Origin of the sequence: Kribbella sp. CA-253562 (assembly GCF_050942265.1) — a bacterium.
Taxonomy (GTDB): Bacteria; Actinomycetota; Actinomycetes; order Propionibacteriales; family Kribbellaceae; genus Kribbella.
Map to the genome: position 1 here is coordinate 1,120,263 of NZ_CP192049.1, position 21,932 is coordinate 1,142,194.

Genomic DNA, 21,932 nt, shown 5'->3' on the forward strand with positions numbered 1-21,932 from the left:
GGGATCCGGGCCCTTTCACTTGTCCAGCAGTGTCCGCAGCCGATCCAGGACGATGGCAATCTCGGTGTCGTCGAGCGGCACCAGCTCGAGCATCAGCTCGCCGGCGTCGGCCCGCTCGGCCATCACGTAGATCGGCGGCGTGCCCGCTTCCAGCGCGCGCACCAGACCGGGTGCGTCGTCGACCTTGAGCAGTGCCCGCGACAACGGCAACGACGTCGGGTCGGGCACGACCTCGGCGACCACCCCAGGGATCTCGGCGGCCGCGGCAACAAACGCGCTGACCTTCGTCGCCTGGTCGGCCGCCCACTTGGCCCGGTCCATCGCCTGCCACTCCTCCAGAGCGGCCAGTACGCCGACCACGGCTTCCTTCGAAGGCTTCATGCCCCGGCCGATACCGTTGCCCTGGGCCCGTACCGCCTGCACCATCCGGCGCGTTCCGGCAACGATCCCCGCGGTCGGTGACCCCAGGTACTTCTGGCCGCTGATCAGCACCAGGTCGGCACCGGTGGTCAGCAGGTCCGCCGTACGCGGGAACTGCCCGGCGCCGTCGATGATCGCCGGTACGCCGCGGCGGTGCGCGGCCCGGACCGCCGCCGTGAGGTCGAGCGGCTCGCCGGAGGTCAGCCGGGAGCAGACCAGCATCAGGCAGGTCACGTCCGGCCCGTCGAGCTGATCGTCCAGATCGCCAAGCCCACAACGGTTTTCGTCGCCGGCCAGCGTCACCTGCGCGCCGGCCAGGCGGATCGCCTGCAGGTTGGACTGGCCGTAGTCGACCACGTGCACGGCCGGCAGGACGACGCGGTTGTGCATGTCCCGGGTGTCCGGCAGCGCGGCGATCCGGCGCGGGTCCGTCCCGGCCATCGCGGCCGCCGCGGCGAGCGTGATCGCCGCCGACGTGCAGTGCACCACGGTGCCGGCCTGCGCGCCGGTCGCGTGCGCGATGGCGTCGCTGACCCGGTCGGCGAGCTGCTCCATCACGAAGAACTCGGGCAGGGCTTCCGCGACCGCGCCGGCCACCGCGGCGGAGCTTCGGGACACCCCCAGCGGCGTGAACGTCCCGCGTGCGTTGACCACCCTGCTCAGCCGGTGCCGCTCGTGGATGCTCATGATTTGATCACATTAGTGGTCACGCACCGTCAATGGCGAGACCCAATCGACACCTGTTGTTGCCGTCGGCGTGAGCCGGCCGAGACAAAAGTGAAAAGGCCGCCCTTCACTTGAAACGTCAGGAGGCCAACGCCAGCAGCTGATCCGCGAAGGTCCGCAGCGCCACCACGGCGGCGTCGGTGTCGCGGTCCACGAGCCAGCCCAGCGTCACGCCGTCCGTGATCGCCAACGTCATCCGGGCCAGCTGATGCGTGGGCACCGACCAGGAGACGCCGCACGCGGTCGAGATCTCGCCGAGGATCTGTTCGATGCCGGCCAGCTGGCGCTCGCGCTGCTCGCGGGCCAGCGGTTCGGTGTCGGCGTTGCGCAACGCCCAGCTGGTCAGCTCGTAGGTCAGCAGCTGTGCTTCCGGCGTTTCCTCGACCAGCTTCCAGAAGCCCACGAAGGCGTTCCGCACGCTCGCCGCCAGATCAGCGCCGGGCACGATCGCGGTCCGCGCGGCCTCGACCTGGGCGTCGGCGATCACCCGGATCACCTCGTGCAGCAGTTCCTCCTTGGAGCGGAAGCAGTAGTGCACGACCCCGACCGAGATCCCGAGCTCCTGGGCGATCCGCCGGGTGGTGGTCGCGGCCAGCCCTTCCCGGGTGGCGACCTGGATCGCCGCCTGCACCAGCTCGGTACGGCGGACATCGGCGGGCACGCGGGGCATCGGACTCCTCTCGACCGGGCGGCACTGTCACCGGCGGCACTGTCACAGTAAGGGCATCAGGTCAAGCGTCCAAGACTCTTGACCTGATGCTACTGGTGAGTCATCGTCAGTTTTCAGATCTCCCCTGCCGTCATCGCTCGCCCCCGAGTCTTTGAGGGAGGACCCGTGCCGTCCCGCCCAGCACGTCGCCCCGCCGCTCGTCCCGCCACCGCTTCCGCCGTCCACCCCCGTTCCACCTCAGCCCGCCGCCTCGCCCGCAGGGCGAGTCGGCGGGCGGTGATTGGTGTCCTGGCCGCCGCCCTGGCCGTGGCCTGCTTCGCCGGCCCGGCCGACGCCGGCACCGGAGGTGCATCCCAGCCGCTCGCACCCGCAGCAGCAACTGCAGCCGCCCCGACCGACTACTGCGTCGGGCAGTGCTCCGACATCGTGCCGCCGGGGCAGAACGGTCACGCGACCTTCACCGATCTCCTGCTGTTCAAGGGATTCGGCGTCCGCCCGCCGCACTTCAGTGACACCGTCAAGCCGTACGAGAAGCTGGTCTGGAACTCCCAGGGCATCAGCGACGACGGCCTCGCGCCGTACTTCGACGACGCGTCGTTCGGGGTGAAGGCCGGGGACGTCGCGAGCACGGTGAAGCCGCGCGCCGACGTGACGATCGTGCGCGACAAGTCCCGCGGCATCCCGCACATCACCGGCACCACCCGGTCCGGCACGATGTTCGGCGCCGGGTACGCCGGTGCGCAGGACCGCCTGTTCGTGATGGACGTCTTCCGGCATCTCGGTCGCGGGCAGTTGACCCCGTTCGCGGGCGGCGCGGCCGGCAACCGGCAGTTCGAGCAGGAGTTCTGGCGGACCGCGCCGTACACCGAGGCCGAACTGCAGAAGCAGTTCGACGACGCCGACGAGCGCTACGGCGCCGACGGCGTGAAGATGCAGCAGGACATCCAGGCCTGGGTCGACGGCGTGAACCACTTCATCGACACCGTCGGCATCGCCTACCCCGGCGAGTACGTCGCCCTCGGTCTCGCCTGGCCCACACCACGCTGGAAGGTCACCGACGTGGTTGCGACCGCCGCGGTCGTCGCCGGCATCTTCGGCACCGGCGGCGGTGGCGAGATGGCGTCCGCGCTCGCACTGCTCGAGGCGCAGGCCAAGTACGGCGTTGCCGAGGGCACCAAGGTCTGGGAGTCGTTCCGCTCCCAGAACGACCCTGAGGCGAACACCACGGTCCACAACGGCGCGACCTTCCCGTACGGCACGACCGGCCCCAACCCGGCCGGCCGCGCGATGCCCGACCGCGGCTCGGTCACCGAGGAGCCGCTGGTCGTCGACGAAACCGGCGCGGCGACCACCAAGAAGCTCCAGCCCAGGAGCAGTGACGCCGTGAAGCCGCCGAACAAGGCCCAGGGCAAGGAGTCGCTCGAGGGCATCTTCGACGGCGGCGTCTTCCCCGAGGGCTTCGGTCCGAAGGGCATGTCCAACGCGCTGCTCGTCTCCGGCGCGCACACCGAGAGCGGCAACCCGATCGCGGTCTACGGCCCGCAGACGTCGTACTTCGCCCCGCAGCTCCTGCTCCGCCAAGAGCTTCAGGGCCCGGGCGTCAGCTCGCGTGGGGTCGCCTTCGCGGGGCTCAACTTCTACACGCTGATCGGCCGCGGCGCCGACTACTCCTGGAGTGCCACGTCGGCCGGCCAGGACATCACCGACACGTACGCCGTACCGCTGTGCGAGCCCGACGGCAGTACGCCGACCAAGGCCTCGACCCACTACCTGTTCCGCACCACCTGTACGCCGATCGAGAAGCTCGAGCGGCACAACGCGTGGTACTCCAGCCTCGGTTCGTCGGAGCCGGCCGGGTCGTACACGCTGGTCGCGTCGCGGACCAAGTACGGCATCGTCACGCATCGCGGCACGGTCGCGGGCCGGCCGGTGCTGTTCACCAAGAACCGCTCGACGTACGGCAACGAGGCCGGATCGGCGCTCGGGTTCATGCTGTTCAACGACCCCGACCGGATCCACAACGCCCAGGACTTCCAGAACGCCGCGACGAACATCGGCTACACCTTCAACTGGTTCTACACCGACAAGACCGACATCGCGTACTTCAACTCCGGGGACAACCCGGTCCGCCCGGCCGGCGCCGACCCGAACCTGCCGACCTGGAGCAGCTACGAGTGGCAGGGCTGGAACCCGGACACCAACCGGGCGACGTACTCGCCGGCCAGTCAGCATCCGCAGGTGGTCAACCAGGACTACCTGACCAGCTGGAACAACAAGCAGGCGCCCGGCTTCTCGGCGGCCGACGGCAACTTCGGCTACAACTCCGTCTACCGCAGCCAGCCGCTGGACGACCGGATCGAGGCTGTGATCAACGGCGGGCAGAAGTTCACCCGCGGCAAGCTCGTCGAAGCGATGGAGGACGCCGCGACCGTCGACCTGCGCGCAGACCAGGTGCTGCCCTACCTGCTGCGGGTGCTGAAGAGCGCGCCGGTCACCGATCCGGCCGTCGCCGACGCCATCGCGAAGCTGACTGCCTGGCAGACCGCGGGCGGTCATCGCAAGACACCGAACTTGGCGTCGAAAACCTATGACCACGCCGACGCGATCCGGATCCTCGACGCCTGGTGGCCGCTGCTCGTCCCGGCCCAGTTCCGGACCGGCCTCGGGCCTGACCTGTACGACGCTCTGGTGCACACCCAGAAGATCGACGAGCGGCCGAGCGCGCAGGGGTCGGCGTTCCAGAACGGCTGGTGGGGATTCGTCCAGCGCGACCTGCGCAAGGTGCTCGGCGATCCGGTGGCGACGCCGCAGCCGGTCACGTACTGCGGTGGTGGCTCGCTCAGCGCGTGCCGGTCGGTGCTGGCCGACTCGCTGGTGGCGGCGCTTCAGGTGCCTGCGGCAACGACCTATCCGGCGACCGCGGACTGCGCGGCGGGGGACCAGTTCTGCGCCGACCAGATCGTGCACCAGCCGATGGGCGGCATCACGCAGGACCGGATGGCGTGGGTCAACCGGCCGACGTACCAGCAGGTGATCGAGTTCCCGGCCCGGCGTGGCGACGACGTGAGCAACCAGGCGCTGGGCAAGACCGCGACGGCGAGCAGCTACGAGAGTGGGCTGTTCAACTCTCCGCCGGGCAAGGCGGTCGACGGCGATCTCGGGACGCGCTGGGCGAGCAAGTGGTCGGATCCGCAGTGGCTGAAGATCGATCTCGGCAGCGAGCAACCGGTCCGCCGGGTGGTGCTGCACTGGGAGAAGGCCTACGCGCGGGCGTACCGGGTCGAGGTGTCGCGCGACAACGTGAACTGGGTCCAGGTCTTTGCCACTGGCAACGGTGACGGAGGGGTCGATGTGGCCCGCTTCGCGGCGACGCCGGCGCGGTACGTGCGGGTCACCGGGACGCAGCGGGCGACGTCGTACGGGTACTCGTTGTACGAGGCCCAGGTCTTCCGGCAATGACTCGATGGTGCCTGGGAGGATGAGGGCATGACCCAGAACTTCCCCCCGAACCCGAACCAGCCCCCGTACCCGCCGCAGCAGGGGTACCAGCAGGGACCGCCGCCGGGGTACCAGCCCCCGCCGCCCGGTTACCAGCAGGGGCCGCCTCCCGGGTACCAGCCTGGTCCGCCGCCGCCCGGCTACGGCCAGGCGCCCGGCGGCTACCAGCCCGCCCCGCCGCAGGCGCGGCAGAACGTCGAGCACGTCGCGCCGGCCGGTTCGCCGTACCCGGTGCTGGTGTCGACGATGAACGACCTGCCCGGCTACACCGCGGAGAAGGTGTTCGGTGAGGTCTTCGGGCTGACCGTGCGCAGCCGCGACTTCGGCTCGAACTTCACCGCCAGCTTCCGGTCGCTGGGTGGCGGCGAGGTGCCGGAGTACACCCAGATGCTGGCCGAGTCGCGGCACGTCGCGGTGATGCGGATGTGCCAGATGGCCCAGCAGATGGGCGCGAACGCGATCCTCGCGATGCGCTTCGACTGCAACGAGATCGCCCAGACGATGAGCGAGGTGGCCGCGTACGGCACCGCGGTGATCGTGCGCAAGGTCGACCCGCCGCGGCCGCAGGACGCCGCGCCCCAACCCGACGACGAGGACGATGCCAATGACAGCTGACCTGCCGGACTTCGGCCCGGACTTCCGCTGGGGAGTCTCCACCTCGGCGTACCAGATCGAGGGGGCCGCGACCGAGGGTGGTCGCGGCCCGTCGGTCTGGGACACGTTCTGCGCGGAGCCGGGCCGGGTGCTGGACAGCGCGACCGGAGCCGTCGCCTGCGACCACTACCACCGGTACGCCGAGGACGTCGCGCTGATGCGTGAGCTGGGCGTGGACACCTACCGGTTCTCGTTCTCCTGGTCGCGGATTCAGCCGTCGGGCCGAGGGGCGGTGAATGCCGAGGGCATCGGGTTCTACGACCGGCTGGTCGACGAGCTGCTGGCCGCCGGCATCCAGCCGGCGCCGACGCTGTTCCACTGGGACACGCCGCAGCCGGTGGAGGATGCGGGCGGCTGGTTGCAGCGCGACATCGCGGATCGGTTCGCCGACTACGCCGCTGTCCTCGCCGAGCGGTTCGCCGACCGGGTGCCGTTGTGGATGACGATCAACGAGCCCGTCGTACTGACGATGATGGGGTACGCCGTGGGTGCGCACGCGCCGGGCCGGCAGCTCGGGTTCGAGGCGTTGCCGGTCGCGCATCACCAGCTGCTCGCGCACGGCCGCGCCGTCCAGGCGCTGCGCGCGGGTGGGGCACGTTCGATCGGTCTCGCCAGCAATCACGGACCGGTCTGGCCGGCCAGTGACAGCGTCGAGGACCAGGAAGCCGCGGCGCTGTACGACACGTTGGTCAACTGGCTCTTCGCCGATCCGATTCTGCTCGGGACCTATCCGGCCGGCTTCGCCGAGGCGATGCCGGGCCCGGTCGCCGAGGATCTCGCGATCATCTCGACGCCGCTCGACTTCTTCGGCATCAACCACTACGCTCCGACGCTGGTGGGCGCTCCCTCGGGCAACGCCGACGTCACCGCCACCGACGGGATCCCGCTGCCACCCGGTCTGCCGTTCGAGCCGCGCAAGCTGACTGGCTACCCGGAGACCGACTTCGGCTGGCCCGTCGTTCCCGCGGCCTTCACCGAGATCCTGCAGACCTTCCGGACCCGCTACGGCGACCGTCTCCCGCCGCTCTACATCACCGAGAACGGCTGCTCGGTCGCCGGCGTCGACGACCAGCGCCGGATCGACTATCTCGACGGCTACCTGCGGGCGCTGAAAGCCGCGATCGACGACGGTATCGACGTACGCGGCTACTTCCAGTGGACCCTGCTCGACAACTTCGAGTGGGCCGCCGGGTACTCGCAACGGTTCGGCTTGGTCGATGTCGACTTCGAGACCCAGAAGCGCACCCCGAAGGCGTCGTTCGCCTGGTATCGCGACGTGATCGTCAAGAGCCGAGGATGACCACCGAAACTCCCGGCCCGGCGCAGCCTGGTCCGGGGATCGGGGGCGAGCCGGCCCGCACCCCTCACCACGGCTCAGCCCTGGCGGAGCCGGTGGTCCGGGTTCGGGGTGGCTGGACCGCCGCGGTGGTGCTTGCCAACGTCGGCGTGTTCGCCGCCTGGCTCGGGCCCATTCAGGTCCTGCTCGCCCAGCAGTCGGAATCGGTTGCTCCAGGCAACAAAGAGTTCGTGCTCGGGCTCGTCACCGGGGTCGGCGCGGCGGTGTCGGTGGTCGCCAATCCGGTCTTCGGGGCGCTCTCGGACCGGACCACCTCGCGGTTCGGCCGCCGTACGCCGTGGGTGCTGGCCGGTGGCATCGGGGGAGCGGTCGGGCTGCTGGTGCTCAGCGGCTCCCACGCCGTGCTGTGGATGCTCGTCGGTTGGTGCCTCGTGCAACTGTTCGCCAACGCGCTGCTGGCGGCGATCACGGCCGCCGTGCCGGACCTTGTGCCGACCGGGCAACGCGGAGTGGTCGGCGGGTGGGTCGCGCTCGCCCAGACGCTCGGCGCGCTCGTCGGGGTCGGGCTCGCGACCGTTGTGGGTGGGGTCCGCGGCGGTTACCTCGCGTGCGCGGCGTTCCTGCTGATCGCGATCGTGCCGTACCTGCTGCGCAGCGGCGACCGGCCGATGGTCGAGCGGACGCCGCTGGCCTGGCGCGAGTTCTGGAAGGGCTTCTGGATCAGCCCGCGCCGGCACCCCGACTTCGGCTGGGCCTGGCTGACCCGCTTCCTGCTGAACCTGGGCAACGGGCTCGGCACGCTCTATCTGTTCTTCTACCTGCAGAACGCCGTCGGGTACGCCGATCCGGACGTCGGCGTCCTCGTCCTGACCGCGATCTACAGCCTCTGCGTGATCCTGACCGCCGTGAGCTCCGGCGCCTGGTCGGACCGCGTCGGCCGGCGCAAGGTCTTCGTCACCGGCTCCGGCGTGGTGATGGCCGTCGCCGCCGTCGTACTGGCGCTGTGGCCGACGTGGCCGGGGGCGATCGTCGGCGCGATCGTGCTCGGCACCGGGTTCGGGGTGTACCTGTCGGTCGACTTCGCCCTACTCACCCAGGTCCTGCCCAGCGCCCGCGACCGCGCCAAGGACCTCGGCGCGATCGTGCTCGGCACCGGGTTCGGGGTGTACCTGTCGGTCGACTTCGCCCTACTCACCCAGGTCCTGCCCAGCGCCCGCGACCGCGCCAAGGACCTCGGCGTGATCAACATCGCGAACTCGCTGCCCCAGGTCCTCGCGCCCGCCATCGCCGCCCCGGTCGTCAAGTACGCCGGCGGCTACCCGGTGCTCTACGGACTCGCCGCGGCTGTGACTTTGCTCGGCGCCGTACTGGTTCGTCAGATCAGATCCGTCGCCTAGTCTGACCGTCATGCCGCTCTTCTCCTTCGAAGGCAAGTCTCCTCAGATCCATCCCGACGCCTGGATCGCGCCGACCGCGACGCTGGTCGGTGACGTGGTCGTCGAGAAGGACGTGTCGATCTGGTACGGCGTGGTGATCCGCGCCGATCTCGGCCGGATCGTGATCCGCGAGGGCGCGAACATCCAGGACAACTCGGTGCTGCACGTCGGCGGCGGCAACGTCTGCGAGATCGGGCGCAACGTCACCGTCGGCCACCAGTGCCTGGTGCACGACTGCACGATCGGCGACTCCGCGCTGATCGGCAACGGCGCGATCGTGCTCGACGGCGCGGTCGTCGGCGCGCGCACGCTGGTCGCCGCGGGCGCCACCGTGACACCCGGGAGCCAGATCCCGGGGGAGTCGGTCGCGCTGGGCAGCCCGGCGAAGAAGATCGTCCCGCTGGAAGGCACGGCGAAGCTCTTCGTCGACCACAACGCGGCCGTCTACCACGACCTCGCCCGTCGGCACGCCGCCTCGGTCGAGCTGGTCCAGGAGTAGTACACGGCGGCTCGTGGGGTACTGGGTGCGCTGAACCGCCGTACCTGAGAGGAGCACACCATGAGCAAGAAGATCGCGTTCCTGGTCGCCGCCGAGGGGATCGAGCGGGTCGAGCTGACCGAGCCGTGGAAGGCCGTGCAGGAAGCCGGGCACCAGCCGGTCCTGCTCAGTCCGGAGACCGGTGACGTGCAGACCTTCAACCACCTGACCGCGGCCGAGACCCAGCCGGTGGACCAGGCGGTCGGCGACGTCTCGGTGGACGACTTCGACGCGCTGGTGCTGCCGGGTGGTGTCGCGAATCCGGACGCGCTGCGGACCGACGAAACCGCCGTCGGGTTCGTCAAACAGTTCGTGGATTCGGGCAAACCGGTGGCGGCGATCTGTCACGCGCCGTGGACGCTGATCGAGGCGGACGTCGTACGGGGTCGCCGGCTCACGTCGTGGCCGAGCGTGCAGACCGACCTGCGCAACGCCGGTGCCGAGTGGGTCGACGAGGAGGTCGTCACCGACGGCAACCTGATCACCAGCCGCAAGCCCGACGACCTGTCGGCGTTCAACAAGACCCTGCTCGACGCCTTGAACTAGTCACTTCGCGTAGGCCTCGCTGATCAACGCGACCGCGGCCTGCGTGGACGGGTGCGGGTCCTGCCTCGGCCAGATCACCCGGACGGGGATCGGTGGCGCGTCCTTCAGCGGCAGGAACACCACGCCCGCTCGCGCATACTGCGTCGCGGTGCTTTCCGGCGTGATCCCGACGTAGTCACCGGCCGCGATCAACGCGAGCCAGTCGTCGACGTCCGCGGTGTACTCGATCCGCGGCGGCGTACCGGTCGGCCAGAGTTCGACGCTGGTCGTTCCGGTACGCCGGTCGACGAGCACCGTTCGGCTGCGCACCTCGTCGAGCCGCACCGAACGCCGCCGCGCCCACGGGTCGTCGGCGGCCAGCACCAGATGCCGGCGCTCGACGCCGACCACCGTGTTCGCGTACGCCTTCTCGTCCACCGCGGTCCGTACGACGGCAAGATCGCAGGCGCCTTCGGCCAGCCCGCCGGTCGGGGTGTTGGTCCGCACCAGCAGCAGTTCGACGTCCGGGTACAAGGTCGCCCACCGCCGCTGGAACCCGGTCGTGTGCCGCCCCAACGCCGACCAGGGATGTCCGAGCCGCAACCGCGCGTGCCCCGACGTGGCCTCCCGCACGAGATCATCCACCTCGTCCAGCAGTTGCCGTGCCCGCGTCACCAACTGCGCCCCGGTCGCCGTCAACGTGATGCTGCGGCTGGTCCGGTGCAGCACCCGTACGCCGAGCGCCCGCTCCAGCCCGGCAAGCCCGCGAGACACCGAAGCCTGAGAAACCCCCAGCGCGATCGCGGCGTCGGTGAAACTGCCCGCGTCCACAATCGCCACCAGCAGCCGAAGATGCCGCAGTTCCAGTTCCATACGCCCAGCGTATAGATCGCCCACCGAATGCATTTTGCGCAATCAGCGACCACACGCATCCTGCGTCTATGCGCACTCCCTTGGTCACACCGACCTCACCAGAGGCAGCCGGGTCTGGCCGCATGCCCGCCGGCCAGTTCCGCGGCATCCTCCTCATGCTCACCAGCGGTGTCTCCAACCAGGTCGGCGCCGCGACCGCCGCACTCGGTTTCCCCGCCCTCGGCCCCGCCGGAGTCGTCGCGATCCGCCAAGCCGTCGCCGCCGCCGTCATGCTGGCCGTCGTCCGACCACCCCTGCGCAGCTTCACCCGCCGCCAGTGGATCCCCGTACTCGCGCTCGCCGCGATCTACGCGACGATGAACCTCACCCTCTACATCGCCGTCGACCGCATCGGCCTCGGTCTCGCCGTCACCCTCGAGTTCCTCGGCCCGCTGGCCGTCGCCCTCGCCACGTCCCGCCGCCGAGTCGACCTCGCCTGCGCGCTGGTCGCCGGCGCCGCCGTCTTCGTCCTGATGCGCCCGCAGCCCAGCACCGACTACCTCGGCATCGGCTTCGGCCTCATCGCCGCCTGCTGCTGGGCGGCGTACATCCTGCTCAATCGCACCCTCGCCGCCCGCCTGCCCTCGGCCCAAGGCGCCGCCGCAGCCGCCGCGGTCTCCGCCGTCGCGTACCTCCCCGTCGCCTGCTGGATCCTCGTCCAGCACACCCCCGCCCCCAAGTACCTCGCGTACGCCGCTGCAGCCGGCCTGCTCGCCTCAGCCGTCCCGTACCTCCTGGACCTGCTCACCCTCCGCCTGGTCCCCACCACGTTCTTCGGCCTCTTCATGAGCGTGAACCCGCTGCTCGCCGCCCTCGCCGGCTGGCTCCTGCTCGACCAACGCCTCGGCCTGCTCGAATGGGCCGCGATCACCGCGGTCATCAGCGCCAACGCCACCAGCGCCCTCACGCCGACGCGACGTCAGCCCACCGTGTAGCTGGAGATCGTGACGCCCGACGGGGTGCTGCGCGTCGACACGTGGTCGAGCCGGATGGGTTCGGGCAGGTCACCGAAGAGCTTCTTGCCGGCGCCGAGGACCAGCGGGAACGTCAACAGATGCAGCTCGTCGACCAGGCCGTGGGTGAACAGCGTGCGCAGCAGGTCGGCGCTGCCGAAGACGACGAGGTCCTCGTCGAGCTGGTTGATCGAGGCCCCCAGATCGGGGCCCAGGACAACGGTGTTGTTCCAGTCGGCCGACGTGAGCGTGCGGGAGGCGACGTACTTGGGCATCCGGTTCATCGCCGCGACCGCCGGGTCGCTCTGATCAGCAGGAGCCCAGGTCGCCGCGAAGGTCTCGTAGGTCTTCCGGCCCAGCAGCAGTCCACCCGCGCCCACCGTCGCGGCTTGCATGAACTCGGCCACCACCTCGTCCATCCCCGCCGACACCCACCCGCCGTACGCGAACCCGCCCTCGGTGTCCTCGTCGGCCGACAGCACCGACTGGATCACCCCGTCCAGCGACTGGAAGTTCACCACGCTGATTCTCGCCATCCCCCATGCTCACACGTGGGGGACAGCGAGACGACCCTCAGTCGGCCGGGCGCTCCAGAGCTGCGATCAGCTGCGGGCGGAGCTCCTGCGGGCTGACCACGAGGTCCACCGAGCCGACCTCGACGGCGCGGCGGATGTCGTGGATGCGGTCGAACTCCGCGGCGACCTCGCCGAGCTTCTCGGCGCGCACCGCCGTGCGGACCGCGGACAGTTCGTTGGTGAGCGCGGCCCGTTCGGCGTCGTCGGCCTCGGCCAGGCGGGCCGACAGGGCCTTCACGCGGGCGTCGGACGACGTCCGGGCGTTGACCTCACCGGAGAACACCACCGCGGCGGCCGGTGCCCCACCGAGCACCGACGCGAACGACCCCTCGACCGCGAGCACCCGCATCGACGGGTTCAGCGCCTTGGAGAACACCACGAACGCGCCGCCGTGGTAGCGCGAGACCACGCAGAACACGATCGGGCCGCGGAAGTTCACGATCGCCCGGCCGATCTCCGCGCCGTACTCGAGCTGCAGGTTGCGCATCGAGTCCGGCGAGCCGTCGAAGCCCGACAGGTTCGCCAGTACGACGAGCGGACGGTTGCCGCTGGCCCCGTTGATCGCCCGCGCCACCTTCTTCGACGAGCGCGGGAACAGCGTGCCCGCGGTGTAGGTGTCCGGCCCGTCGGTGGGCGGGAAACCGCGCCGCGGCACCGGCTTGGACTCGATCCCGACCAGGCAGACCGGCAGTCCACCGAGCCGGGTGTCGGCGACCACCGCGGTCTCCGCGTCGGCCATCCCGGCCCAGCGCTCGAGCATCGGGTGGTCCTGGTCGGCGACCGCCCGCATCAGCGTGCGGATGTCGAAGGCCTTCTTGCGGTCCGGGTTGGTCTCGGCGGAGAAGATCTCGCCGACCGTGCTGAACCCGCCGTCCGCAGGATCGTGCGGATACGACGTGATGTCCCGGTCGTGCGGGTCGCTCGTCGGTGCCCGGCGCGGCCCCGGCTCACCCGGTACGACGTACGTGTGGTCGTAGTGCGCCATCAGGATGTCGCGCGCCCCGGCCAGGTCCGGCGCCCAGTACTGCGCCTCGCCGTTCGGGCCCATCACCCGGTCGTAGCCGCCGATGCCGAAGTTGTCCTCGGCCGACACCCCGCCGGCGAAGTCCAGCGTCTGCTTGCCGGTCAGCACCATCGCCGAGTCCGGCGTCATCACCAGGATGCCCTTGGTGTGCATCAGCATCGTCGCCTCGGCGTTCCAGTACGGCTGCGCGCCGACATTGATGCCCGCGACAACGATGTTGATCTCGCCGCCGGCCTGGGTGAACTCGACGATGCGCTTCAGCGCCTTCGCCACCCAGTCCATGTTCTCGGTGCCGGAGTCCATCGAGATCCGCGCGCCGGCCGACACCGCGAACCACTCGACCGGCGCCCCCAGCTTCTCGGCCAGGTCGAGCGCGCCGATGATCCGCGCGCATTCGGCCTCCGCGACCGCGCCGAGCGCCATCGTCGGGTCGCCGCTGAGCACGACCCGGGTGATGCCCTCGGGGTGCCGCTTGGTCGGGGTGGTGATCACACCGGCGATCAGGCCGGCCTTGTTCATTCCACGCGGCCGGTCGACCGGGACCAGCGTGCCGGTGTCGTCCAGATCGTGCTCGACATAGGTGCCTCCGGCACCGACCACCATGCCGGCCACCTCGTACGGGTAGACGGTGTTGCGGCGCCGGGCCTTGAGCACCTTCTGGGCGTAGTCGTCGAGCGGCTTGAGCCGCTCCGTCGGCGGCCGGACCACTTTCGTGACGACGCCGGAGCCGGGCTGGTAGGAGAACCGGCCGACGACCGGCAGCGGCGTACCGTTCGATCCGGTTACCCGGCCGCTGACCACGACCTCCTCGATGCCGGCACCGGCGGTCATCGGCGCGATATTGCGCTGCAGGGCGGTCAGCTCGGGCACCTGTCCGTCGACGACCGGCCAGATCGTCACCCAGACATGGTTCATCTCCAGTCGCGCCCCGGCCGCGCCGCGCGCGGTCCGGGCCCGGCGGATGCCCTCCAGGCAGTTCGCGATCGCGCGCTCGACGTGCGGCAGCGACGTCACCTTGCCGTCCTCGCCGCGGACGACCGAGAACTGGCGGACCTGGGCCAGCGCGACCAGCCGCTCGTCGGCCGGGTTCTCCTTGGCGACGCAGTGGTAGAGCAGCACGTCCTCGGGCGCGTCCAGCCGGGTGATCTTGAAGTCGTGCAGGCGCCACAGGTTGAGCCGGCGCCCGACCATCGGGTGCACGCCGCGCACGTTGTCGTCCTCGACCACACCCTCGGCCGACGGGCGGAACGTGAAGTACCAGACCTCCCGCCCACCACCCGGTACGACGGCCAGCGCGACCCGCCGCACGTCGGAGACGAACGGCAGCGCGGCGACGATGTCGCGCAGTCGGTCGGAGGCGTCCTGCGGCGACTCCGGCGTACCGGGCCAGGACAGGTAGAGATCCGCGACGGCCTGATGCCCGTCCGGGGCGGCGGCGACCTCGGCGGCCAGATCGCGGACCAGGTCGCTGCCGGTGTCGGCCAGTTCGTCGACCGTGCCGATCGTGGTGACCAGGTGGGTCGGGCGATTGTCCAGCGTGTAGTCGGCGCTCGCGAACGCGCGCCCGTTCACCGTGGTGTTGCGCAGGTCGTGCAGCTCGTACTCGAGGTAGTGCCGGCGGATCAGCACTTCCAGCATCGGCTCGATCGGGTGCACCCCGGCCTCGATCCGCGCGGCGAGGAACCCGACGATCTGCTCGGGGATGGCGGCCAGCGCCTTCACCCGCTCGGTGCGGTCCGGCGCGTCCGGGTCACGGGTGAGCGCTTCGAGTTCGGCGCCGACCTCGGTCAGCACCGCGGCGCGCGCGGCGTCGACCTGCGGCTGGTCGAACCAGCGGAAGCGGACACTGCGGGCCAGGTCGCCGATCACCGGGAACCGCAGCTGGGTGGCCAGCACCAGGTGGTCGAGTACGGCGTACGCCTCGGTGTCCAAAGGGGCCTCGGGCATCGGTTCGGCCAGCCACCGCTGCAGCAGCGACGTCATCAGCAGGACGTCGGGTGACGTGCGCTGCTGGGCCAGGAAGATCCGGAACACCGCGTCGGTCAGCTCGTCGCTGCGGTCCAGGTCGGTGACGCCGTAGTGGCCGAGCACGCGGGCCAGGCGGTCGCGAAACTGCTCCGGCAGGCCGGCGCGCTCGGCGTCCAGCGTCTGCAGGTAGGTGTGGAAGTGCTCCTTCGGGCTGTGCACCCGCAGCTCGGTGTTGAGGTCCTCACCGGCCGGGCGGTTGCGGCTCAGCTCGGCGAAGTCCGCGAACAGCCGTAGTACGTCGAGTTCTTCGGCGACCGGGGGCTCGTCGAGCTCCGCGCGAGCCGTCAGGTACTCCGACAGGGTGCGGCCCTCGTCCCGCGGGTCGATGTCGAAGCCGAGCAGCATGCTGCGCAGGTTGTCGAGACCGCGCGCCGCGCGCTCGGCCGCCGTCGGCGGCGTCTCGGGCTGGGGCAGCTCAAGGTCGACGCTGTCGGACACCTCGACCTTGACGTCCGCGTCGCCGACCGGCTCCAGCCGCACCAGCGGCGCCCCCGTCTCGACCTGGCTGCCGGTCGACACCGGCAGTTCCCGCACGATCGCCTTGAACGGCGCGTAGAGCACCGTCTCCATCTTCATGCTCTCCAGCACGAGCACCGGCGCGCCCGCCTCGACCTCGGCCCCGGCCGCGACCGGTGTCGCGACCACGAGCGCGGGAGCGGGCGCGCGCATCACGCCGCCCTCGTCCCGGCTGACCCGGTGAGTGACACCGTCAACCTCGACCAGGTGAACCGGACCGTGGGTCGCGGTGACGAGCCGATACCGGCGGCCTGCCACGACCAGCCGTGCGTCGTACGTGTCGAGCCGGTCGAGCTCGACGTCGAGGTAGCTCAGGTTGTCCCCGGTGCCGACACCGACCCGGTACCGGTCCGGGCCGATCTTCGCGACCGAGACCTTGTACGCCGCGCCGCGCAGCTTGAGCGCGATCGCCCGGCCGACCTCGTGCTGCACCTGGGGACGGCCACCGCGCGCGGAGTCCAGCAGACGTTGCCGCTCGACCCGCTCGGCCTCCTCGTACGCCTCGATCGCGGCCGCGACCAGCGCGATTCCGGAGTGCCGGTGCAGCACCAGCCGGCCCTCGCCGCGGACCCGGTCGATCCAGCCGGTGTCGGCCGAACCGTCGATCACCTCGGGCTGGTCGAGCAGGTCGAGCACAAAACTCTTGTTGGTCGTGCCGCCCTCGAGCACGACCGTGGTGTCGGCGACCGCGCGGCGCAGCCGGCCGAGTGCCTCCTCGCGGGTCCGGCCGTAGCCGATGATCTTCGCGATCATCGAGTCGAAGTCCGCCGGGATCGAGTCGCCCTCGCTGACGCCGGTGTCCACCCGGACGCCCGGGCCGGACGGCAGCCGCAGCCGGGCGATCCGGCCGGGCGACGGCGCGAAGTCGCGGTCCGGATCTTCGGCGTTCAGCCGGGCCTCGACGGCATGGCCCTGCTCGACCGGCTGCGGACCCTCCAGCCGGTGACCGGCCGCGACGTGCAGCTGGGCCCGGACCAAATCGAAGTCGGTGGTCAGCTCGGTGATCGGGTGCTCGACCTGGAGCCGGGTGTTCACCTCGAGGAACGCGAACAACTTGTCGCCCGGGTGGTACAGGAACTCGACGGTGCCGGCACCGCGGTAGCCGACGGCCAGCGCCAGTCTCTCGGCGGCCGCCTTCAGCTCGGCCACCTGGTCGGGAGCCAGGACCGGCGAGGCCGACTCCTCGATCACCTTCTGGTTGCGCCGCTGCACCGAGCAGTCCCGGACGCCGAGCGCCCACGCGGTGCCCTGGCCGTCCGCGATCACCTGGACCTCGACGTGCCGGGCACCGGTGACGAGGCGCTCCAGGAAGACCACGCCGCTGCCGAACGCGCGCGCCGCTTCCTCACTGGTCCGCTGGTAGGCGTCGCGCAGGTCCTCGTCGTCACGGACCAGCCGGATCCCGCGGCCACCGCCACCGGCCGTTGCCTTGAGCATCACCGGGTAGCCGATCTCGTTGGCCGAGGCAAGCGCTTCGTCCAGCGTCGCGACCGCGCCGCGGCTCCACGGCGCCACCGGGACGCCGACCTGTTCGGCGATCAGCTTCGAGCCGATCTTGTCGCCGAGCTTGCGCATCGCCTCGGCGCTCGGCCCGACGAACGTCACGCCGATCCGTTCGCACAGCTCCGCGAACGCGGGGTCCTCGGCGACGAAGCCCCAGCCGACCCAGGCGGCGTCGGCGCCGGTCTCGGTCAGGGCCCGCTCGAGCTTGGCGAGATCCAGATAGGGGCGGTCGGCGGCCGGACCGAGCGGGTAGGCCAGGTCGGCCTCCCGGACGAAGGTCGCGGTCCGCTCGGCCTCGGTGTACAACGCGACCGTCTCGACCTGGCTCCCCGTCTCGGCGTTGAGCTCACGGACCGCGTTGATCAGCCGCATCGCGGCCTCTCCCCGGTTGACGATGGCGATGCGGTTGAACACCGGGCGGCACTCCTGTCGTCGGCAAAGCTGTCACCGCAAACATTCCCAGGCAGTGGCCCCTACCGTCGAGTCGGGGTCGGCTGTGCACCGGTTGTGACGACGAGATCAGGCCCGAGCGCCTGGAGGAAGTCCGCCGCGTCGAACAGGGCCCCGGCGGTGACCGCGCCTACTGTCCGTGTCCGCCCGGTCAGGATCCGCGCGACCGCCTCCACGGCCAGCGGAGCGGTGAACGCGTAGATGTCCCGGCCGCTCGCCGACACCCGGCGTTCGGTGCCGTTCGCCCGGACGACGACGTCGACGACGAAGGTCTGGTCGGAGTCCTCGCCGGGTGCGGGAGTGCCGGGGTCGGCCAGGTCCCGGGCGGCTTCGACGGCCATCGACGTACCGACCTCCGGGATGTCGAGGTGGCTCGGCACGGTGACCACATCGGCCATCGTGAAGCCCTTGACCACCGTACGGCGGCCGAGTGGTTCCGGGAACGTCCACTCCTGCTGCGTGGGCGGGTCGTCGTGGTACTGCAACTCGCCTTTCGTGAACCGGACCCGGCGGCCTCCGCGCCGGTCGTGGGACACCTGGCCGGCCGCGCGTGTCCCGGGTGTGGGGCGCCAACTGCTCAGCCCGTAAGCGATGTGGGCCTCGTCGGCGCTGGTCCAGTCGCCCATCGCGGTGGTGACCAGGAGGTCGCCGAGGCCGCCGTAGAAGGCCATCGCGGGCAGGACGATCGTGCCGGCTTCGCGGGCGCGGTCGGCGTACTCGGTGAGGGTGGTGAGGTTCGCCTCGATCTCCGCGGCGACATCGACGTACGGGATGCCGGCGCGCAGCGCGGCCTCGACGACCGGTCCCGCGGTGAGGGCGAACGGCCCGGCGCAGTTGATCACCGCCGCGGCACCTTCGAGGGCACGGTCGAGGGCCCCCGGATCGTCCACGCCGGCCGGGCGGATCGGCAGGCCGGCGTACTGCTCCGCAAGTCGGTGGGCGTCGCGGCCCGCGACGACAGGGGTGAATCCGCGCCGGCGTAGCTCGGCGACGACGAACTGTCCGGTGTGACCGGTTGCTCCGTAGACCACGATCTTCATGGCCTTACTCTCGCGGGTCCGGATCACCGAGCGTGAGAGTCCGGAACGCCATCATGCGTACACTTTCGGACATGCACACCGTTGCGCTGGCGACCGCGGGAAATCTGCTGCACTTCGAGCTCGCCGTGGCGTACGAGATCTTCCGCACGCCACCGCTCGGCACGCCCGAGCAGGACTGGTACGACGTACTGCTGTGCGGACCGGGCACTGTGCGGGTCGGACCGTTCCAGGTCGAGCCGGACGCCGGACTGGAACGGCTGGCCGACGCCGACACCGTGATCGTGCCCGCCTGCGCGGATGTCGACGAGCCGCCGCCGCCGGAGCTGGTCGACGCCGTCCGGGTCGCTCACGACGCGGGCGCCCGGATCGCCTCGCTCTGCACCGGGGCCTTCGCCCTCGGCGCGGCCGGTCTGCTCGACGGCCGCCTCGCCACCACCCACTGGGCTCACACCGCCGAGCTCGCCGCCCGGCATCCGTTGGCTGTCGTCGACCCGGACGTCCTCTACACCGACAACGGCACCGTGCTCACCGCCGCCGGCAAGGCCGCCGCGGTCGATCTCTGCCTGCACCTGATCCACCTCGACCACGGCGCCACGATCGCCAACACGGTCGCCCGGCGACTCGTCATGCCGCCACACCGGCCCGGCGGCCAGGCCCAGTTCGTCGCGACGCCGCTGCAGCCGGCCGGCGACCACCGCCTGGCCGGCCTGCTGGCCTGGGCGCGCGAACGGCTGGACCAGCCGCTGTCCGTCACCGATCTCGCCCGCCAGGCGAATCTGAGCCCGCGCCATCTCGGTCGCCAGTTCCTCGCCGTCACCGGCCAGACGCCACTCCAGTGGCTGCTCACCCAACGCGTACGCCGGGCTCAGGAGCTGCTCGAGTCCTCCGACGACAGCGTCGACGCGATCGCCACCGCGACCGGCCTCGGTACGCCGACCACGCTGCGCCGCCAGTTCAAGCGCATCACCGGCGTTCCGCCCGACACCTACCGCCGTTCGTTCCGCGCCTGAGAAAATTCCCGCTCAGTCGGTCCAGTCCAGCTGCGGCTCGGGGATCGCGAGGGTCCGGCCGTGAGCCTGTGCCTCCGCCCGGGCGGCCTGGTCGCCGCGCGGGTAGCGGAAGATCCGGCCCGGGAACACGACGACGACCTCGTCCGCGTTGTGCCAGTCGGCGTACCAGCCCGGTTTGTCCAGCGCGTCTCGCAGCGCCTCGGCCAGTGCCTTCTCGTGCTCGTCCTCGACCTGGAACTCCATGATCGTCCAGACCGGCGGTTGCGCCGCGCTCATGCCGGTGACGCCGATCCGGCTCAGTTTGCGCACCGCCAGCGGAATGCCGTCGAGCGTCGTCCCGGTGCGCAGGCTCTCCAGGATCAGCACTCCGTCGTACATGTCAGCCTCCGGTCTGGGAGTTCGGGGCGTGCACCGGCTTGGACTGCGACGACGAGCGCTGACGCAGGTAGATCGAACCGCCGACGATCGCCGCGACGGCGAGGAACTCGCTCTGCCAGTTCTGGAACGACTCGAACCAGAACTGCGAGGTGCCGAGGTACTGCCAGGTGCTGACCGCCTGGCCGCCGTGCAGTTGCTGGTCCTCGCTGTAGGCGCCGGCGCCGGTGACCGCGTGCAGCCAGATCGACAGCAGGAAGCAGATGCCGAAGGCAATCGCCAGGGAGTTCTCGTAGAGCTTCAGGAGCAGCTCCGAGCCGTGCCGGACCGGCCAGGGGGCATCCCGGTCGTTGCGATGATCGCGCGGGTCCTCGTCCTGCGGCGCCGGTTCGTCGATCGGCCGGGACTCGGCCGAGCCCTTCTGGACCAGGAAGACGGTGAGCAGCACGTACATGCCCATCTGCAGGAACTCCGACTCCCAGTTCTCGAAGACGGTCTCCCCGAACGACGACGAACCGGCGTACTGGACCAGGGTCTGGGTGGGCTGCCCGTGCTCGGTCAGCTCGTCGTTCTCGTGCGCGTGCCCGGTGAGCAGGACGCCGATCAGGAACAGCGCGAACAGGGCCAGGTTGGCGAGCAGCAGACCGCGGAGTCTCATCCATCGCATGCCGACATCATCACCCCGTTCTCAGTCCGCATCGATCACGCAGAACGCGTTGCCCTCCGTGTCGCGCAGCACGACGAAGTCGTGCCGCTCCGGGTAGTCCCACTCGGCCCGGGTCGCACCGAGCTTCAGCAACCGCTCGATGTGCTGATCACGCTCACGGGTGTACAGGTCGATGTGCACCGGCGCCACCTCCGGCGCGACCTTCTCGGTCCGCTGGATCAGCACCGAAGGCCCCTGCCCGGCCGGGTCGGACAGCTTCGTGTACTGGTGGTCCGGGCCGACCTCGTCCTCCCGGTCGTAGCCGAGCGTCTCGGCCCAGAACGCCGCCGCGCGGTTCATGTCCAGCGCGTTCACCACGATCGTCGCCAGTCTCAGGTCGCCGACCGCGGCCGGTCTCTCACCCATCGCCGCCACCTCTCACCCGCCGAACGTTGATCGCCGGACCGGTGCCCGGGGTGCTAGCGGCCAAACCCCTCGAGCAGCAGCCGGAGCGCGGTCAGCGTCGCGGAGTGCACGACCTCGCCCGGCTCGCCGTCGAAGTGGTGCTCGGACGCCTGCACACCGCTCGGTGTCCGGACGGCGATGAACACCGTGCCCGGCGGCTGCCCGTCCTGTGAGTCGGGTCCCCCCGCGCCGGTCGTCGCGACCGCCCAGTCCGCGCCGGTCACCCGGGCGACGCCGTCGGCCATCTCGCGCGCGGCCTTGGCCGTCACGACCGGCCCGGGCTCGACGCCCAGTACGCCGAACTTCACGTGCGACGAGTACGCGACGACGCCACCGGCGAACCAGTCGATCGCGCCCGAGGCGGCGCCCAGGTGCGACGCGATGTTGCCGCTGGTCAGGGACTCCGCGGCCGCGACCAGCACACCGGCTCGCTGGGCCCGCTCGGCGACAGCCTCGGCCACTTCGATCGCGTCCTTGCTCAGCTCACCAGGCATGCGCCCGATTCTGCACGACGGTCGCCGAACGCGACGACACGGCGTGTTGCCGTGGCCGGGGTCCACCCTTGGTCGCTGGTACGCGATGCCCTCGGGGGACTTGCCAACCGTTCCCGCCGGGCAGCCGATGCGCTGGGATTTCGACCAGGTCATGAAAGTTGCCTTGAGCACCGAAGC

General features: G+C 70.6%; 18 protein-coding genes. 8 read left to right on the top strand and 10 right to left on the bottom strand.

Annotated elements, in window-relative coordinates:
* Positions 1–15: 15 nt before the first annotated feature.
* Together ACQPXM_RS05430 and ACQPXM_RS05435 are read right to left on the bottom strand one after the other, a co-directional pair.
* Complete coding sequence (locus tag ACQPXM_RS05430) at positions 16–1,107, bottom strand: aminotransferase class V-fold PLP-dependent enzyme (RefSeq protein ID WP_432945388.1); 1,092 nt, start codon at positions 1,105–1,107, stop codon at positions 16–18.
* Positions 1,108–1,225: 118 nt separating this feature from the next.
* Complete coding sequence (locus tag ACQPXM_RS05435) at positions 1,226–1,816, bottom strand: TetR/AcrR family transcriptional regulator (protein WP_432945390.1); 591 nt, start codon at positions 1,814–1,816, stop codon at positions 1,226–1,228.
* 276 nt (positions 1,817–2,092) lie between these two features.
* On the opposite strand from ACQPXM_RS05435, the gene ACQPXM_RS05440 reads away from it, so the two are divergent.
* From ACQPXM_RS05440 to ACQPXM_RS05465, 6 genes are read left to right on the top strand one after another with little or no spacing between them, the layout of a single operon-like run.
* Positions 2,093–5,275: a penicillin acylase family protein gene (locus ACQPXM_RS05440; protein WP_432945392.1), complete on the top strand. Its 3,183-nt coding sequence runs from the start codon at positions 2,093–2,095 to the stop codon at positions 5,273–5,275.
* 27 nt (positions 5,276–5,302) lie between these two features.
* On the top strand, positions 5,303–5,929 hold the full coding sequence (locus ACQPXM_RS05445; RefSeq protein WP_432945394.1) for a YbjQ family protein: 627 nt from the start codon (positions 5,303–5,305) through the stop codon (positions 5,927–5,929).
* Positions 5,919–7,268: a GH1 family beta-glucosidase gene (locus ACQPXM_RS05450; RefSeq protein ID WP_432945396.1), complete on the top strand. Its 1,350-nt coding sequence runs from the start codon at positions 5,919–5,921 to the stop codon at positions 7,266–7,268. The genes ACQPXM_RS05445 and ACQPXM_RS05450 overlap by 11 nt, the downstream gene beginning before the upstream one ends.
* Positions 7,265–8,662 carry an MFS transporter gene (locus tag ACQPXM_RS05455; protein ID WP_432945398.1) on the top strand — a complete coding sequence of 466 codons (1,398 nt, stop codon included), beginning with the start codon at positions 7,265–7,267 and terminating at the stop codon, positions 8,660–8,662. Before ACQPXM_RS05450 ends, ACQPXM_RS05455 begins: the two co-directional genes overlap by 4 nt.
* A 10-nt stretch (positions 8,663–8,672) precedes the next feature.
* Positions 8,673–9,200 (top strand): gamma carbonic anhydrase family protein, encoded by a 528-nt coding sequence (locus ACQPXM_RS05460; protein WP_432945400.1) that lies wholly within the window; start codon positions 8,673–8,675, stop codon positions 9,198–9,200.
* Between the two features lie 60 nt (positions 9,201–9,260).
* Positions 9,261–9,785: a type 1 glutamine amidotransferase domain-containing protein gene (locus ACQPXM_RS05465; protein WP_432945402.1), complete on the top strand. Its 525-nt coding sequence runs from the start codon at positions 9,261–9,263 to the stop codon at positions 9,783–9,785.
* On the opposite strand, the gene ACQPXM_RS05470 is transcribed toward ACQPXM_RS05465, so the two are convergent.
* Complete coding sequence (locus tag ACQPXM_RS05470; RefSeq protein ID WP_432945404.1) at positions 9,786–10,637, bottom strand: LysR family transcriptional regulator; 852 nt, start codon at positions 10,635–10,637, stop codon at positions 9,786–9,788. It lies immediately after the preceding gene.
* 122 nt (positions 10,638–10,759) lie between these two features.
* Here ACQPXM_RS05470 and ACQPXM_RS05475 point away from each other — a divergent pair, with 122 nt between their 5' ends.
* Positions 10,760–11,611 (top strand): EamA family transporter, encoded by an 852-nt coding sequence (locus tag ACQPXM_RS05475; protein WP_432945406.1) that lies wholly within the window; start codon positions 10,760–10,762, stop codon positions 11,609–11,611.
* On the opposite strand, the gene ACQPXM_RS05480 is transcribed toward ACQPXM_RS05475, so the two are convergent.
* Genes ACQPXM_RS05480 through ACQPXM_RS05490 form a run of 3 tightly spaced genes read right to left on the bottom strand, consistent with a single transcriptional unit; the run spans position 11,596 to position 18,765 of the window.
* Positions 11,596–12,165, bottom strand: a complete 570-nt coding sequence (locus tag ACQPXM_RS05480) for a dihydrofolate reductase family protein (protein WP_432945408.1) — start codon at positions 12,163–12,165, stop codon at positions 11,596–11,598. The two genes, ACQPXM_RS05475 and ACQPXM_RS05480, sit on opposite strands and share 16 nt — an antisense overlap.
* Before the next feature lie 37 nt (positions 12,166–12,202).
* Positions 12,203–17,689 carry a carboxyl transferase domain-containing protein gene (locus ACQPXM_RS05485; RefSeq protein ID WP_432945410.1) on the bottom strand — a complete coding sequence of 1,829 codons (5,487 nt, stop codon included), beginning with the start codon at positions 17,687–17,689 and terminating at the stop codon, positions 12,203–12,205.
* Between the two features lie 59 nt (positions 17,690–17,748).
* Positions 17,749–18,765 (bottom strand): saccharopine dehydrogenase family protein, encoded by a 1,017-nt coding sequence (locus ACQPXM_RS05490; protein ID WP_432945412.1) that lies wholly within the window; start codon positions 18,763–18,765, stop codon positions 17,749–17,751.
* A 71-nt stretch (positions 18,766–18,836) separates the two neighbouring features.
* Between ACQPXM_RS05490 and ACQPXM_RS05495 the strand changes: the two genes are divergently transcribed.
* On the top strand, positions 18,837–19,775 hold the full coding sequence (locus ACQPXM_RS05495; protein ID WP_432945414.1) for a helix-turn-helix domain-containing protein: 939 nt from the start codon (positions 18,837–18,839) through the stop codon (positions 19,773–19,775).
* 12 nt (positions 19,776–19,787) lie between these two features.
* Here ACQPXM_RS05495 and ACQPXM_RS05500 read toward each other — a convergent pair whose 3' ends face one another.
* The 4 genes from ACQPXM_RS05500 to ACQPXM_RS05515 are packed head-to-tail and all read right to left on the bottom strand — an operon-like array spanning position 19,788 to position 21,755.
* The gene (locus tag ACQPXM_RS05500; RefSeq protein WP_432945416.1) at positions 19,788–20,153 is read right to left on the bottom strand and encodes a hypothetical protein; all 366 of its coding nucleotides are present in this window, start codon (positions 20,151–20,153) and stop codon (positions 19,788–19,790) included.
* A 1-nt stretch (position 20,154) separates the two neighbouring features.
* Positions 20,155–20,817: a DUF6766 family protein gene (locus ACQPXM_RS05505; RefSeq protein WP_432945418.1), complete on the bottom strand. Its 663-nt coding sequence runs from the start codon at positions 20,815–20,817 to the stop codon at positions 20,155–20,157.
* A gap of 21 nt (positions 20,818–20,838) precedes the next feature.
* A complete protein-coding gene (locus tag ACQPXM_RS05510) occupies positions 20,839–21,222 on the bottom strand; it encodes a VOC family protein (RefSeq protein WP_432945420.1) in 384 nt (127 codons plus the stop codon).
* Positions 21,223–21,275: 53 nt separating this feature from the next.
* A complete protein-coding gene (locus ACQPXM_RS05515) occupies positions 21,276–21,755 on the bottom strand; it encodes a CinA family protein (protein WP_432945422.1) in 480 nt (159 codons plus the stop codon).
* Positions 21,756–21,932 lie beyond the last annotated feature (177 nt).

Bases quoted from the DNA above. Each gene is read 5' to 3' on its own strand.
- ACQPXM_RS05430 (WP_432945388.1), bottom strand. From the start codon at position 1,107: ATGAGCATCCACGAGCGGCACCGGCTGAGCAGGGTGGTCAACGCACGC.
- ACQPXM_RS05435 (WP_432945390.1), bottom strand. From the start codon at position 1,816: ATGCCCCGCGTGCCCGCCGATGTCCGCCGTACCGAGCTGGTGCAGGCG.
- ACQPXM_RS05445 (WP_432945394.1), top strand. From the start codon at position 5,303: ATGACCCAGAACTTCCCCCCGAACCCGAACCAGCCCCCGTACCCGCCG.
- ACQPXM_RS05450 (WP_432945396.1), top strand. From the start codon at position 5,919: ATGACAGCTGACCTGCCGGACTTCGGCCCGGACTTCCGCTGGGGAGTC.
- ACQPXM_RS05455 (WP_432945398.1), top strand. From the start codon at position 7,265: ATGACCACCGAAACTCCCGGCCCGGCGCAGCCTGGTCCGGGGATCGGG.
- ACQPXM_RS05460 (WP_432945400.1), top strand. From the start codon at position 8,673: ATGCCGCTCTTCTCCTTCGAAGGCAAGTCTCCTCAGATCCATCCCGAC.
- ACQPXM_RS05465 (WP_432945402.1), top strand. From the start codon at position 9,261: ATGAGCAAGAAGATCGCGTTCCTGGTCGCCGCCGAGGGGATCGAGCGG.
- ACQPXM_RS05470 (WP_432945404.1), bottom strand. From the start codon at position 10,637: ATGGAACTGGAACTGCGGCATCTTCGGCTGCTGGTGGCGATTGTGGAC.
- ACQPXM_RS05475 (WP_432945406.1), top strand. From the start codon at position 10,760: ATGCCCGCCGGCCAGTTCCGCGGCATCCTCCTCATGCTCACCAGCGGT.
- ACQPXM_RS05480 (WP_432945408.1), bottom strand. From the start codon at position 12,165: ATGGCGAGAATCAGCGTGGTGAACTTCCAGTCGCTGGACGGGGTGATC.
- ACQPXM_RS05490 (WP_432945412.1), bottom strand. From the start codon at position 18,765: ATGAAGATCGTGGTCTACGGAGCAACCGGTCACACCGGACAGTTCGTC.
- ACQPXM_RS05495 (WP_432945414.1), top strand. From the start codon at position 18,837: ATGCACACCGTTGCGCTGGCGACCGCGGGAAATCTGCTGCACTTCGAG.
- ACQPXM_RS05500 (WP_432945416.1), bottom strand. From the start codon at position 20,153: ATGTACGACGGAGTGCTGATCCTGGAGAGCCTGCGCACCGGGACGACG.
- ACQPXM_RS05505 (WP_432945418.1), bottom strand. From the start codon at position 20,817: ATGCGATGGATGAGACTCCGCGGTCTGCTGCTCGCCAACCTGGCCCTG.
- ACQPXM_RS05510 (WP_432945420.1), bottom strand. From the start codon at position 21,222: ATGGGTGAGAGACCGGCCGCGGTCGGCGACCTGAGACTGGCGACGATC.
- ACQPXM_RS05515 (WP_432945422.1), bottom strand. From the start codon at position 21,755: ATGCCTGGTGAGCTGAGCAAGGACGCGATCGAAGTGGCCGAGGCTGTC.